Below are 13,982 nucleotides of genomic sequence, written 5' to 3' on the forward strand. Positions count from 1 at the left end.
GGCCGAGTGACCGAGCCGACCGGGAAGACCCTCTCCCTCCGCCCTCTCCCGCAAGCGGGAGAGGGAGCTTGCCCAGTGCCCCCTGAGGTCCCGTAGGGAGACCAGAAATGCTCAACATCATCCTCCCCATCCTGCTCTTCGCCGCCCTCGGCCTTGCCGTGCTGGGCGCCGTGAAGCGCTTCGCGATGTGGCGTCGTGGCCGGCCCGCCCAGGTCGACTGGGTCGGCGGCCTGCTGAAAATGCCGCGCCGCTACCTGTTGGACCTGCACCACGTGGTCGAGCGCGACAAATACATGTCCAAGACCCACGTGGCCACCGCCGGCGGCTTCGTCGCCGCCGCGCTGCTGGCGATCCTGGTGCACGGTTTTGGCCTGCACAACCGCATCCTCGGCTTCGCCCTGCTGGCCGCCACCGCGCTGATGTTCTGCGGCGCGCTGTTCGTCGCCAAGCGCCGCCTCGACCCGCCGTCGCGCCTGTCCAAAGGCCCGTGGATGCGCCTGCCGAAAAGCCTGCTGATGTTCTCGGCGAGCTTCTTCATCGCCACCCTGCCGGTGGCGGGCATCCTGCCGGAAGGCTTCGGCGGTTGGTTCCTCGCTGCCATCCTCGCCGTCGGCGTGGCCTGGGGCGTGTCCGAGCTGTTCTTCGGCATGACCTGGGGCGGGCCGATGAAGCACGCCTTCGCCGGCGCCCTGCACCTGGCCTGGCACCGCCGTTCCGAACGCTTCGGCGGCGGCCGCTCCACCGGCCTCAAGCCGCTGGACCTGAACGACCCCATGGCGCCGCTGGGCGTCGAGAAGCCCACCGATTTCACCTGGAACCAGCTGCTCGGCTTCGACGCCTGCGTGCAGTGCGGCAAGTGCGAGGCCATGTGCCCGGCCTTCGCCGCTGGCCAGCCGCTGAACCCGAAGAAGCTCATCCAGGACATGGTCATCGGCCTGGCGGGCGGCAATGACGCCAACTTCGCCGGCAGCCCCTACCCCGGCAAGCCCCTGGGCGAGCACAGCGGCGGCCCGCACCAGCCCATCGTCGCGCTGGGCGGCAAGGCCCTGGTGGACGCCGAGACCCTGTGGTCCTGCACCACCTGCCGGGCCTGCGTCGAGGAATGCCCGATGATGATCGAGCACGTCGACGCCATCGTCGACATGCGCCGCCACCTCACCCTGGAAAAGGGCGCGACCCCGAACAAGGGTGCCGAGGTGCTGGAAAACCTCATCGCCACCGACAACCCCGGCGGCTTCGCCCCCGGCGGCCGGCTGAACTGGGCGGCGGACCTGAATCTGCCGCTGCTGGCCGACAAGCAGCAGGCCGACGTGCTGTTCTGGGTCGGCGACGGCGCCTTCGACATGCGCAACCAGCGCACCCTGCGGTCCTTCGTGAAAATCCTCAAGGCCGCCCACGTCGACTTCGCCGTGCTCGGCCTGGAGGAGCGCGACAGCGGCGACGTGGCCCGTCGCCTGGGTGACGAAGCCACCTTCCAGAGCCTGGCCCAGCGCAACATCGCCACCCTGGCCAAGTACCGCTTCAAGCGCATCGTCAGCTGCGACCCGCACAGCTTCCATGTGCTGAAGAACGAATACGGCGCCCTTGGCGGCCACTACGAAGTGCTGCACCACACCACCTTCATCGACGAGCTGGTGCGCAAGGGCGCGCTGAACCTCGGCCAGAGCAAGGCCGACAGCGTGACCTACCACGACCCCTGCTACCTCGGCCGCTACAACGGCGAGTACGAAGCCCCGCGCAACGTGCTCAAGGCCATCGGCATCGAGGTGAAGGAAATGGCCCGCTCCGGCTTCCGTTCGCGCTGCTGCGGCGGTGGCGGCGGTGCGCCGATCACCGACATCCCCGGCAAGCAGCGGATTCCCGACATGCGCATGGCGGACATCAAGGAAACCGGCGCCGAGCTGGTGGCCGTGGGCTGCCCGCAGTGCACCGCGATGCTCGAAGGCGTGGTCGCGCCGCGCCCGGAGATCAAGGACATTGCCGAACTGGTCGCCGAGGTCCTCATCGAGGCCACCGAGGTGCCGGCAAAAAAGCCCTCGCTGGTACGCCGTGAAGAAGCGGCGGAGGTGCACTGATGAACAGCCGTGAACCTGTAGGAGCGAGCTTGCTCGCGAACCGTCCAAACTTCGGTGCTGATCCGTTCGCGAGCAATAACGAGGGCGTCCCCCTCGCTCCTACGAAAAGCACCTTCGCGCTGGAGGCACGAGCATGAGCGACATCATCCGCCGCGACCCGCGCGCCGAGTGGATCGCCCGCAACCGCCTGCACCCGCTGCACGCGGCCATGCAGTCCGCCCAGGGTGGCGAGAGCCGCTGGATGGGCCCCCACGGCGTGGTGCGCAAGAACCCCCACGCGGTCGGCTTCATCGGCCCCAACGGCATCAAGCGCATCGACCGCTCCGGTGGCCAGCAGGGCACAGGCGGCAGGCGCAGCAGTGCGCCGGAGGTGGTGCAGCTGCCGCTGGTGGCGATCGAGCAGCCGGCCTTCCTCATTGCCGTGGTGCCGGACATGGTCGGCGGCCGTCTTTCCAGCCACGACCGCGACCTGCTGGGCCTGGCCCGCAAGCTCGCCGGCAGCGACGGCGCCGTGCTGGCCGTGGTGTTCGGCGAGCACAAGGAAAGCACCTTCGATACCGCCGGCGTCGACCGCCTGCTGCAGATCGAAGGCAACGAATACGACGGCTACGCCCCGGAACAACGGGTGCTGGCGCTGCGCTCGGTCAACAGCCAGTTCGCCCCGCGCCACTGGCTGCTGCCCGACAGCCGCAGCGGTGGCGGCGAACTGGGCCGCCGCCTGGCCGCCAGCCTGGGCGAACGCCCGGCGACCCGCGTCTGGCAGGCCGAAGGCGAGCGCTGCGTCGGTCGCGCCGGCGCCGGCCAGCAGGACCTGCACCGCGAACTGCCGCGGCTGATCCTGGCCGCCGCCGAGTGCGCCGAGCCGGTCAGCGAGACCCGCCACGAAGCCCGCGTCGTCGAGCTGGAAACCAGCGTCGCGCGCAACCTGCCGCGTATCGAGGACCTCGGCCCGGTGGCCGTGGACCCGGCGCAGATTCCCATGGCCGAGGCGGAGTTCATCCTCTCCGGCGGCAACGGCGTGAAGGACTGGGAACTGTTCCACCGCGCCGCCGTCGCCCTGGGCGCCACCGAGGGCGCCTCCCGCGTGGCGGTGGACGACGGCCACATGCCGCGCGCCCGCCAGGTCGGCGCCACCGGCACCTGGGTCACCGCGCGGGTCTATCTGGCGGTTGGTATTTCCGGGGCGATCCAGCACCTGCAAGGCATCGGTTCCTGCGACAAGGTGGTGGCGATCAACCTGGACCCGGGTTGCGACATGATCAAACGCGCCGATCTCTCGGTGATCGGCGACTCCAGCGCGATCCTCGAGGCGCTGATGGACCTGGCCGACGCCCACCGCAACGGAGCGGCGCGCGATGCGGCCTGAGTCCGGAATGCCCTTCGTAGGAGCGAGCTTGCTCGCGAACCTGCCAAGCCCAAAGCTTCGCGAGCAAGCTCGCTCCTACACCGATTCTGAGGTGTCTGATGAATGACCTGAACATCGTCGCCCTGGTTTCCATCGGTGCCCACCCGGCTTCCGGTCGTGCGCGCCGCGCCGACCAGGACGCCCGCGCGGTGGAGCTGGGCATGAGCCTGGCCGGCAAGCGCCTGCGCGTGGTGCATGCCGGCGACGCCGGGGAAGAAGCGCTGCGCGGCTACCTGGGCATGGGCCTGGACGAACTGGCCGTGCTGGAACAGCCCGCGGGCGCCGACGCCCTGCCGGCACTGGCGGCCTACCTGGGCGACAGCGACGCGCAACTGGTGCTCACCGGCACCCAGGCGGAGACCGGCGAAGGTTCCGGCATGCTGCCGTTCCTGCTGGCCGAGCGCCTGGGCTGGCCGCTGGTGGTCGGCCTGGCGGAAGTGGAGAAGGTGGAAGGCGGCAGCGCCCAGGTGCTGCAAGCCCTGCCTCGCGGCCAGCGCCGCCGGCTGAAGGTGCGTCTGCCCTTCGTTGCCAGCGTCGACAATGCCGCGCCTGTGGCGCGCCAGAGTGCCTTCGGCCCGGCCCGCCGTGGCTACCTGGAGGCCCACGAGGTGGAGGTGGTGGACGACCCGCTGATTGCCGACGGCAACCTGCAACCGGCGCGCCCGCGGCCCAAGCGGCTGAAGGTGATCAAGGCGAAGACCGGCGCCGAGCGCATGAAGGCTGCCACGGCCAAGGCCGCCGGCGGTACCGGGCAGGTGCTCAAGGACGTCACTCCCGAAGCGGGCGCCGAGGCGATCTTCAAGCTGCTGCGCGAAGAGGGCGTGATTCGAATCTGACAGCTCTTTGTAGGAGCGAGCTTGCTCGCGAATGGATTACCCGGCCGCTCCGGCGTCAAGCGGTTCGCGAGCAAGCTCGCTCCTACCGATTTGCTTCACCATCGGTGTGCTAGCGAACCTTGCGGCCGATTTTCTACACTGGCAGCCGGAAATAATTGAAATAACACGAGAATTATCTCGTAAGCTATTGAATTGACAGCATACGGCTTGTCAGAAGATTCCCGTTTCTGCTGGCCCCGCCGCGCCCCTTTCTTTATCCTCCGCACCCTTTGAAAGGCTTTGCGGAGGCTCCCATGCTCGATTCCACCCTCGAACAACTTGAACAGCTGGTCGCCGAACTGCTGCAACAGAACGACGTGCTGGTGCAGGACAACGCCGCCGTGCGTGAAGAGCTGCTCAAGGCCCGTGAGGAAAACGACAGCCTGCAGCTGGCCCTGATGGAACAGGAAGAGAAGCACAACGCCACGGCCACCCGCCTGCAGGCGCTGATCCGCCGCGTCAGCGACAGCCGCGCCCACGCATGAGTGGCGACGGCGTCCGCGTCCTGCGCATTCTCGGGCGCGAATACAGCGTCCGGGCGCCGGCCGGTGAAGAGCGCCGGTTGCAGGACGCGGCCGCGCTGCTGCAGGCGGAAATCACCGCCAGCAAGAAGAAATTCCCCTACGTCACCAGCAATGAACTGATGGTGCTCTCCGCGCTCAACCTCTGCGCCCGCCAGCTCGGCGCGCAGGGCGAGGAGTGCGACGAGGCGGACGCCGTGGAGCGTATCGCCGCTCTCAACCGCCGGATTCTCGATCACCTGCAACGGCAGGATTGAGCCCTGGCGCGTCTCTGCTTTTCGTAGGAGCGAGGGGGACGCCCTCGTTATTGCTCGCGAACCTCCCTGCACCGGTATTGCCGCAGGCGATCGAGTTCGCGAGCAAGCTCGCTCCTACAGCTGGTTGCTGGCCTGAGTCGCTGTCGTCTTGTCGCCGGGGAGTCCGTGCCGGCGCTTCCCCTCACCCCAGCCCTCTCCCGGAGGGAGAGGGAGCCGATTGCGCTGGCTGACGCCATGGTTTCATCTGCGCCGAACGGTCCCCTCTCCCTCTGGGAGAGGGTTAGGGTGAGGGCTGATCCGAGCCCGGAGCCAATCGTCCGCGAGGCTTCTCGTCGTATCCAAATCCCAGGCAAAAAAAAGGGGACACCGGGGTAAGCGGTGTCCCTTCTAAAGGAGAGTGGGCCCAGGGGCCCCTCAACCGGTGAGACGTGGCGCTTCGGACAGGTCCGCCGCGCCGGGCATAAAAGAAGGGATCGGGGGTAACCAATCCCTGAAAGGTGAGGGAGGAATACTCCCCCTCAACCGGTGAGACGTGCCCGGCTCGCGCCGGGCGGATGATCAGGCGCGCAGCGGAATCAGGCGCGGGGCGATCATGTTTTCCGGCAGCAGGATGTCGGCCAGGGTGGCTTCGTCCAGCAGTTGTTCCTCGCGAACCAGTTCCAGTACGCCGCGGCCGGTTTCCAGCGCGATCTTGGCGATGCGGGTGGAGTTCTCGTAGCCGATGTACGGGTTCAGCGCGGTGACCAGGCCGATGCTGTGCTCCACCAGCTGGTGGCAGCGCTCGACGTTGGCGGTGATGCCGGTGATGCAATGCTCGCGCAGCATGTCCATGGCGCGCTGGAGCAGGCGGATCGAGTCGAAGATCTTGTAGGCGATCAGCGGCTCCATCACGTTGAGCTGCAGCTGGCCGCCTTCGGCCGCGATGGTCAGCGCCAGGTCGTTGCCCATGATTTCGAAGGCGCACATGTTCACCGCCTCCGGGATCACCGGGTTGACCTTGCCCGGCATGATCGAGCTGCCCGGCTGACGCGGCGGCAGGTTGATCTCGTTGATGCCGGTGCGCGGGCCGCTGGACAGCAGGCGCAGGTCGTTGCAGATCTTCGACAGCTTGACCGCGGTGCGCTTGAGCATGCCGGAGAACAGCACGAAGGCGCCCATGTCGGAGGTGGCTTCGATCAGGTCGGCGGCCGGGACGACCGGCTGGCCGCTGATTTCAGCCAGGCGCTCGACGGCCAGCTTCTGGTAGCCGGGGTCGGCGTTGATGCCGGTGCCGATCGCGGTGCCACCCAGGTTCACTTCGGTCAGCAGTTCCGGCGCCAGGCGACGCAGGCGGTCGAGGTCTTCGCCCAGGGTGGTGGCGAAGGCGTGGAATTCCTGGCCGAGGGTCATCGGCACCGCGTCCTGCAGCTGGGTACGGCCCATCTTCAGCACGCCGGCGAACTCGACGCCCTTGGCGGCGAAGGCCTGGATCAGGCTGTCGAGGCTGGCCAGCAGGGTGTCGTGGCCCAGCAGCAGGCCCAGGCGGATGGCGGTCGGGTAGGCGTCGTTGGTCGACTGCGCCATGTTCACGTCGTTGTTCGGGTGCAGGTACTTGTACTCACCCTTGGCGTGGCCCATGGCTTCGAGCGCGATGTTCGCGATCACTTCGTTCGCGTTCATGTTGGTCGAGGTGCCAGCGCCACCCTGGATCATGTCCACCACGAACTGGTCGTGGAAGTCGCCACGGATCAGACGGGCACAGGCTTCGCTGATGGCGGCGTGCTTGTCCGCCGGCAGGTGGCCGAGCTTGTGGTTGGCATCGGCAGCCGCCTGCTTGACCATCGCCAGGGCGACGACCAGCTTCGGGTAGTGCGACAGCGGCACGCCCGAGAGGCGGAAGTTGTTCACAGCGCGCAGGGTCTGAATGCCGTAGTAGGCGTCAGAAGGTACTTCGAGGGTGCCGAGGAGGTCTTTCTCGATGCGGAACGATGCAACAGGGGACATGACAGAGATTGTCTCAAAGGAACACGGCCAGTGCCGCGATGCCCGGTAGACTAAGGATTTCGCCTTTCGTCGGCCAATGCTGTTAAAGGCTATCTCATGCACGAACGGCATAATGTACCCTGTGACGAATAGATGACGGCGAGCGTGTGACTGTGTTACGCGCGCCCGGCTCCTGACCAATCGATCAGCGCCTCGAGCGTTGGAGTGGATGTGAACCTCGAAACCAAATGGCTGGAAGACTTCAGCACCCTGGCCACCACCCGCAGTTTTTCCCAGGCCGCTGAAAAGCGCTTCGTCACCCAGCCCGCCTTCAGCCGGCGCATCCGCAGCCTGGAAGACGCCTTGGGTCTGACCCTGGTGAATCGCCAGCGCACGCCCATCGAGCTGACCGAGGCCGGCCAGCTGTTCCTGGTCACCGCCCGCGCGGTGGTCGAACAGCTCGGCCAGGTGGTGCGCCACCTGCATCACCTGGAGGGCGGGCAGGGCGAGGTACTGCAGTTCGCCGCCGCGCACTCCCTGGCGCTGGGCTTCTTCCCGGCGTGGATCGCGCGCCTGCGCTCCGAGGGCTTGAACATTGCCAGCCGCCTGGTGGCGACCAACGTGGGCGAGGCGGTGCACCTGCTGCGCGAAGGCGGCTGCGACCTGATGATGGCCTTCTATGACCCGGACGCGGCCCTGCAGATGGACCCGGACGTCTTCCCCTCGCTGCACCTGGGCCGCACCGAGATGCTGCCGGTGTGCGCGGTGAACTCCGCCGGCGTGCCGCTCTACGACCTCGACAGCGGCCAGAGCGTGCCGCTGCTGGCCTACAGCGCTGGCGCCTTCCTCGGACGCGGGGTCAACCTGCTGCTGCGCCAGCGCAACCTGCGCTACACCACCGTCTATGAAACGGCGATGGCCGACAGCCTCAAGAGCATGGCGCTGCAGGGCATGGGCGTGGCCTGGGTGCCGCGCCTGAGCATGGAGTCCGAGCTGGCCCGCGGCGAACTGGCGCTGTGCGGCGGCCCGCACTGGATCGTGCCGCAGGAGATCCGCCTGTACCGCTGCGCCCTGGTGCGCAAGGCGCAGATCCGCCTGCTGTGGCGCAAGCTGGAAGGCGGCCTGGGGCTGGACGAGACGCCCTGATCCACTGCGGGCGGCGGACGATCGGGGCTGTTCCGTTTATTTGATAAGCATTATCATTTGCGGCTTTCCAGGGTCTTTCCCTCGCGCCGGCGTCGGCGCGGACCGCTGGCGAGCCTGCACCCGACCATGTCCCATCCCGAGCGCCCGGCCGACTCCCGCTCGGCAGACGCCCCCGCGTCCGCCGAGGCGCTGCCGCGCGAGGATTTCCTGCGGGTCTTCCTCTCCCAGCGCCCGCGCATGGAAGCCCTGGTGCAGCGCCGCGTCGGCTGCCGCGCCACGGCGGCGGACCTGGTGCAGGAGCTGTTCCTGCGCTTCTGGAAGCGCCCCCAGGCGCCGGTGGAAGAACTCGGCAGCTACCTGCTGCGCAGCGCGCGCAACCTGGCCATCGACCACCTGCGCGGCGAGGATTCGCGCGGCCGCACCCTGAGCGCGCTGCTGCCCGATGACGACGACGCGCAACCGTCGCCGGAACAGGCGGTGCAGGCCGGCGCCGAGCTGGACCTGATCGAAGACGCCCTGCGCCAGTTGCCCGAGCGCACCCGCCATATCTTCCTGCTCAGCCGCGTGCACGGCCGCACCTACGGCGAGATCGCCACGGCCATGGGACTTTCCCGGAGCGCGGTGGAAAAACATATGATGCGCGCCCTCGATGCCTGCAAGGCGAGCCTGACGGCCGCCGCGCCGGCCACTCGCCGTGGAGCCGCCGACCGATGAAGCCCGACATCGCCCCCTCGCCCGAGGACGCCCAGCGTCAGGCGCGCCAGTGGCTGCTGCGATTGCAGGACCGTGACGGCGAAGCGTGGCTGGCGGCGTTCCAGGCGTGGCTGGCGGCAGACCCGCAACATGCCCGCGCCTATGCCGAGGTCGATGCGCTGTGGCAGGCCAGCGCCGCGCCGGCGCAACGCCTGGCCGCGGAGGAGGGCGATGCCTTGAACGCCTATCTGGCGCAGATGGATCGCCCCGCGACCCGCCGCGCCCAAGGCAAGCACCGACGCTGGAGCTATCCGCTGGCCAGCGCCGCCTGCCTGCTGGTGACGCTCTGGGCCGGCGGCTGGTGGTCGCCGGGCCACTGGCTCACCGACCTGTCCGCCGACTACGTCAGTGCGCCGGGCGAAGTGCGGGAGATCGCCCTGGCCGACGGCTCGCGCCTGACGCTGGATGCCGACAGCGCCGTGGCCGTGTCCCTGGAGGGCGAGCAGCGCCGCGTCGATCTGCTGCGCGGGGCCGCGTTCTTCGCCGTGAAGCATCTGCCCACCCCCTTCGTCGTACGTGCCGGCGAGGCCGAAGCGCGGGTGCTGGGCACCGAATTCGAAGTCCGCCGCCTGGGCGAGCAGACCCGCGTCACCGTCGCCGAAGGGCGCGTCGCGGTGCGCGGCAACCGCGCGGCCGGCGCGCCGGAAGTGGTACTGGGTGCGGGCGAACGCGTCGGTATCGACGGCGCCCGGCTGGGCGACGCCCAACCCGCGGATGCACAGGCCACGCTGGCCTGGCGCCAGGGCTGGCTGACCTTCTACCGCGCGCCGCTGGGTGAAGTGCTGGAACGCCTGGGCACCTACTACCCGGGCCGCCTCGTACTGCTCGACAACGCACTGGCGCAACGCCGGGTCACTGGCAGCTTCCGTAGCGCCGACCCGCAGGCGGCACTGGATTCGCTGCAGTCCGTGGTGGGTTTCCGTCAGCAGGCGTTGCTCGGGCGTTTCGTGCTGATCCGCTGAGCATTGAAAATATTTTCGAAAAAACCGTGAGGTATCGAGGCGGCTGCTCCGTGTAGTGGTCATGAATGCGATTTATTCGCATATGGAATCGACCTGTCGAGCAAGTGAGCTCCCGATGACCCCGTTGCGCCGCGCTGCCCCCGAACTGTCCCTGAAACCGCTTGCCGCCTTTGTCCTCGGCGCCGCCCTGGCTGCCGCGCAGGCGCCGGCCGTATTGGCGCAGGAGGCGGCCGCCCATTCCGCGCTGCAGGCGCAATTCGGCTTCGCCATCGCGGCGCAGCCGCTGCCCCAGGCGCTCAGCGCGTTCAGCCGGGTGACCGGCCTGAGCGTGGCCTACACCGACGAGGCGCCCTACGACCTTGCTAGCCCCGCGCTTTCCGGGCAGTTCAGCGCCAGCGATGCGCTGAACCGTCTGCTGGCCGGTTCCGGCTACCGGTTCCGCGTCCTCGACGGCCGCACCCTCACACTGGAACGCCTGCCCGACGACACCCTGAGCCTCACCGACACCACCGTCACCGGCCAGGCCGAGCCCACCGGCTACCAGCCGGCGCCGGTCGCCTCCATCGGCCGCACCGACACGCCGGTGCTGGAAACCCCGCAAAGCATCGTCACCGTCCCGGCCCAGGCGCTGCGCGACCAGAAGCCGCGCAACCTCGACGACGCGCTGGGCAACATCAGCGGCGTGACCCAGGCCAACACCCTCGGCGGCACCCAGGACGCGGTGATGAAACGCGGCTTCGGCGACAACCGCGACGGCTCGATCATGCGCGACGGCCTACCCTCGGTGCTGGGCCGCAACCTGACCGCCACCGCCGACCATGTCGAAGTGCTCAAGGGCCCGGCCTCGCTGCTCTACGGCATCCAGGACCCGGGCGGAGTGGTCAACGTGGTCAGCAAGAAGCCGCAGTTGCAGCAGTACAACGCCCTCACCCTGCGCGGCTCGACCTTCGCCCACGGCAAGCAGGGCAGCGGCGCGCAGATCGACAGCACCGGCGCGCTGGGCGAGAGCAACCTGGTCTACCGGCTGATCGTCGATCACCAGGACGAGAACTACTGGCGCAACTTCGGCCAGCAGCGCGAAACCCTCGTCGCGCCGTCCCTGGCCTGGTTCGGCGAGGACACCACGGTCAACCTCAGCTACGAGCACCGCGAGTTCAAGACGCCGTTCGACCGCGGCACCGCCATCGACCCGCGCACCAACAGGCCGCTGGACATCCCGCGCACGCGCCGTCTGGACGAGCCGTTCAACATCACCGAAGGCCGCTCCGACCTCAGCCGCCTGGACATCGAGCATCGCCTCGACGATGCCTGGAAGGCGCACTTCGCCTACGGCTGGACCCGCGAGACCTACGACGACAACCAGGCGCGCATCACCAAGGTCAACAGCAATGGCACCCTGACCCGCCGCGTCGACGGCACTCACGGCGCGGTGAGCAGCGACAGCTTCGCCACCGCCGGCCTGAACGGCGACCTGCAGTTGGGCGGCTTTCGCCATGAGCTGGTGGTCGGCATCGACAGCGAGAAGCGCAAGATCTACCGCGCCGACCTGATCCGTGACACCAAGAACACCACCTTCAACTACCTCGATCCGGTCTACGGGCAGATTTCCCCGGCGACCCGCGTCAGCGCCGCCGACAGTGACCAGACCGACAAGCTGCGCAGCGACTCGCTGTTCCTGCAGGACTCCTGGCACCTGGACGAGCACTGGATCCTGGTGGCCGGCGGGCGCTACCAGATGTACGACCAGTACGCCGGGCGCGGCCGGCCGTTCAAGGCCAACACCGACATCAGCGGGCAGAAGTGGGTGCCGCGCGCGGGCGTGGTCTACAAGGTCAACGACGAGGTCTCGCTCTACGGCAGCTACACCCAATCGTTCAAGCCCAACTCCACCATCGCGCCGCTCTCCACCGGCGAGGTGATCGACTCGGCGATCCAGCCTGAGCAGGCCTCGTCCTGGGAGATCGGCGGCAAGCTCGACATCCCCGGCCGCGTGACCGCCAACCTGGCGCTGTTCGACATCCGCAAGCGCAACGTGATGGTCACCCAGCTCGACGCCAACGGCGACAGCCGCGTCAGCACCGCCGGCAAGGTGCGCTCCTACGGCGCCGAGCTGGATGTCACCGGCCAACTGACCGACCGCTGGAGCCTGCTGGGCAGCTACGCCTGGCTGGATGCGCAAGTGACCGAGGACCCGGAGCTGGAAGGCAACCGCCTGCAGAACGTGGCCAAGGAAACCGCCTCGCTGACGGGGGTGTACGACGCCGGCTCGCTGCTCGGCGGCGACGACCTGCGCCTGGGCGGTGGCGCCCGCTACGTGGGCAAGCGCGCGGGCGACCCGGCCAACTCCTTCGAGCTGCCGTCCTACACCGTCGCCGACGCCTTCGCCAGCTATGACACCCAGCTGGGCGGGCACAAGGTCGGCTTCCAGTTCAACGTGAAGAACCTGTTCGACCGCACCTACTACCCGTCGGCGGCGAACAACCTCTACGTGGCGGTGGGCGAGCCGCGGCAGTTCGAGTTGTCCACCACGGTGGAGTTCTGATGTGCAGGAGAGGATTCATCCGCGATGCGGCCGGCAGGCCGGCGTAAAGGCGCATCGCGGAACGAGTCCGCTTCTGCAGGGTGGTCTTTTTAGGATGGATGGAGCGAAGCGATACCCATGCAGCAGATAGCGGTGCGGGAGCGCCCATGGGCGCGTTCGCGGGCATGGCCCGCTCCTAGAAGATGCCGCAAATGTGCCGGCTGACGCCAAGGTTTCACCCCGTACCGTACGGTCCCCTCTCCCGCTTGCGGGAGAGGGTTAGGGAGAGGGGCTTTTGATCTTCAACGTGCCCCGATGAATCTGCTTCGCGAGCAAGCTCGCTCCTACAGAAGCACCGGGGCTTGGCTTACATCTCCACCACCACCCGCCCTTCGATCTGCCCGGCGCGCATGCGGTCGAGGATGGCGTTGATGTCGTCCAGCTTGCCGGAGGACACGGTGGCCTTCACCAGGCCCTCGCCGGCGAAGTCCAGGGCTTCCTGCAGATCGGCGCGGGTGCCGACGATGGAGCCGGTGATGTGCAGGCCCTTGAGCACCACGTCGAAGATCGGCGTGGGGAAGTCGCCCGGCGGCAGGCCGACCAGCGACACGGTGCCGCCGCGACGGGCCATGCCGATGCCCTGGCCGAAGGCGCTGTTGGATACCGCCGTGACCAGCACGCCGTGGGCGCCGCCGATATCGCGCTGCACCACCTCGACCGGGTCTTGCGTCTTCGCGTTGATGGTCAGGCTGGCGCCCAGGCGCCGGGCCAGCTCCAGCTTGGCGTCATCCACGTCCACCGCCACCACGTGCAGGCCCATGGCTTTGGCGTACTGCACGGCCACGTGGCCCAGGCCGCCAATGCCGGAGATCGCCACCCACTGGCCGGGGCGCGCGCCGGTTTCCTTCAGGCCCTTGTAGACGGTGACGCCCGCGCAGAGGATCGGCGCGATTGCCAGGAAGCTGACGTCCTTGGGCAATATCCCCACGTAGTTCGGGTCCGCCAGCACGTATTCGGCGTAGCCGCCGTTCACCGAGTAGCCGGTGTTCTGCTGGCTCTCGCAGAGGGTTTCCCAGCCGGTCAGGCAGTGCTCGCAGCAGCCGCAGGCGGTGTACAGCCAGGGCACGCCGACGCGGTCGCCTTCCTTCACGCGGGTGACGCCGGCGCCGACGGCGGCGACGAAACCGACGCCCTCATGGCCGGGAATGAACGGCAGGCTCGGCTTCACCGGCCAGTCGCCTTCGGCGGCGTGCAGGTCGGTGTGGCAGACGCCGGAGGCTTCGATCTTCACCAGGATCTGCCCGGGGCCGGGCAGGGGGACTTTGACTTCCTCGATCCGCAGTGGCGCGCCAAAGGCGTGGACGACGGCGGCTTTCATGGTCGTGGGCAGGGTCGTGGACATTGCGCTCGCTCCTTGAAGGGTGAGGGACCTGCCCGTCCGGGCAGGTTCGTGTCAGACGAGTCTGAGCCTCTGAGCCTAGGCCATCTTGAGCTGAGGCAAGCTT

The 13,982-nt window shown here is 68.2% G+C and carries 11 protein-coding genes; 9 read left to right on the forward strand and 2 right to left on the reverse strand.

Annotated features, from left to right (window positions below; all coding sequences use genetic code 11):
• The first annotated feature begins 107 nt into the window (after positions 1-107).
• The 5 genes from dgcB (at position 108) to ACNFIA_RS31145 (ending at position 5,133) form a co-directional block, all read left to right on the forward strand.
• A complete protein-coding gene (dgcB, locus tag ACNFIA_RS31125; protein ID WP_416790897.1) occupies positions 108-2,075 on the forward strand; it encodes a dimethylglycine demethylation protein DgcB in 1,968 nt (655 codons plus the stop codon).
• Between the two features lie 133 nt (positions 2,076-2,208).
• A complete protein-coding gene (locus ACNFIA_RS31130; protein WP_416790898.1) occupies positions 2,209-3,441 on the forward strand; it encodes an electron transfer flavoprotein subunit alpha/FixB family protein in 1,233 nt (410 codons plus the stop codon).
• A 98-nt stretch (positions 3,442-3,539) separates the two neighbouring features.
• Positions 3,540-4,316 (forward strand): electron transfer flavoprotein subunit beta, encoded by a 777-nt coding sequence (locus ACNFIA_RS31135; RefSeq protein WP_416790899.1) that lies wholly within the window; start codon positions 3,540-3,542, stop codon positions 4,314-4,316.
• 293 nt (positions 4,317-4,609) lie between these two features.
• A complete protein-coding gene (locus ACNFIA_RS31140; RefSeq protein WP_259758144.1) occupies positions 4,610-4,840 on the forward strand; it encodes a hypothetical protein in 231 nt (76 codons plus the stop codon).
• The gene (locus tag ACNFIA_RS31145; RefSeq protein WP_259758143.1) at positions 4,837-5,133 is read left to right on the forward strand and encodes a cell division protein ZapA; all 297 of its coding nucleotides are present in this window, start codon (positions 4,837-4,839) and stop codon (positions 5,131-5,133) included. Before ACNFIA_RS31140 ends, ACNFIA_RS31145 begins: the two co-directional genes overlap by 4 nt.
• Before the next feature lie 558 nt (positions 5,134-5,691).
• Here the strand turns inward: ACNFIA_RS31145 and ACNFIA_RS31150 are convergent.
• Positions 5,692-7,116, reverse strand: coding sequence for an aspartate ammonia-lyase (locus ACNFIA_RS31150; protein WP_259758142.1), 1,425 nt, complete (start codon positions 7,114-7,116; stop codon positions 5,692-5,694).
• Between the two features lie 210 nt (positions 7,117-7,326).
• On the opposite strand from ACNFIA_RS31150, the gene ACNFIA_RS31155 reads away from it, so the two are divergent.
• The 4 genes from ACNFIA_RS31155 to ACNFIA_RS31170 all read left to right on the forward strand — a co-directional run bounded on the left by ACNFIA_RS31155 (position 7,327) and on the right by ACNFIA_RS31170 (position 12,498).
• Complete coding sequence (locus ACNFIA_RS31155; RefSeq protein WP_259758141.1) at positions 7,327-8,241, forward strand: LysR substrate-binding domain-containing protein; 915 nt, start codon at positions 7,327-7,329, stop codon at positions 8,239-8,241.
• 126 nt (positions 8,242-8,367) lie between these two features.
• The gene (locus tag ACNFIA_RS31160; protein WP_416790900.1) at positions 8,368-8,955 is read left to right on the forward strand and encodes an RNA polymerase sigma factor; all 588 of its coding nucleotides are present in this window, start codon (positions 8,368-8,370) and stop codon (positions 8,953-8,955) included.
• Positions 8,952-9,956: a FecR family protein gene (locus ACNFIA_RS31165; protein WP_416790901.1), complete on the forward strand. Its 1,005-nt coding sequence runs from the start codon at positions 8,952-8,954 to the stop codon at positions 9,954-9,956. The genes ACNFIA_RS31160 and ACNFIA_RS31165 overlap by 4 nt, the downstream gene beginning before the upstream one ends.
• Before the next feature lie 115 nt (positions 9,957-10,071).
• The gene (locus ACNFIA_RS31170) at positions 10,072-12,498 is read left to right on the forward strand and encodes a TonB-dependent siderophore receptor (protein WP_416790902.1); all 2,427 of its coding nucleotides are present in this window, start codon (positions 10,072-10,074) and stop codon (positions 12,496-12,498) included.
• A 346-nt stretch (positions 12,499-12,844) separates the two neighbouring features.
• Here the strand turns inward: ACNFIA_RS31170 and adhP are convergent, their stop codons facing one another.
• Positions 12,845-13,879, reverse strand: a complete 1,035-nt coding sequence (gene adhP / locus ACNFIA_RS31175) for an alcohol dehydrogenase AdhP (protein ID WP_416790904.1) — start codon at positions 13,877-13,879, stop codon at positions 12,845-12,847.
• Positions 13,880-13,982: the final 103 nt, after the last annotated feature.

It is taken from the genome of Pseudomonas sp. NY15437, from assembly GCF_048068435.1.
Classification (GTDB): Bacteria; Pseudomonadota; Gammaproteobacteria; order Pseudomonadales; family Pseudomonadaceae; genus Pseudomonas; species Pseudomonas nitroreducens_B.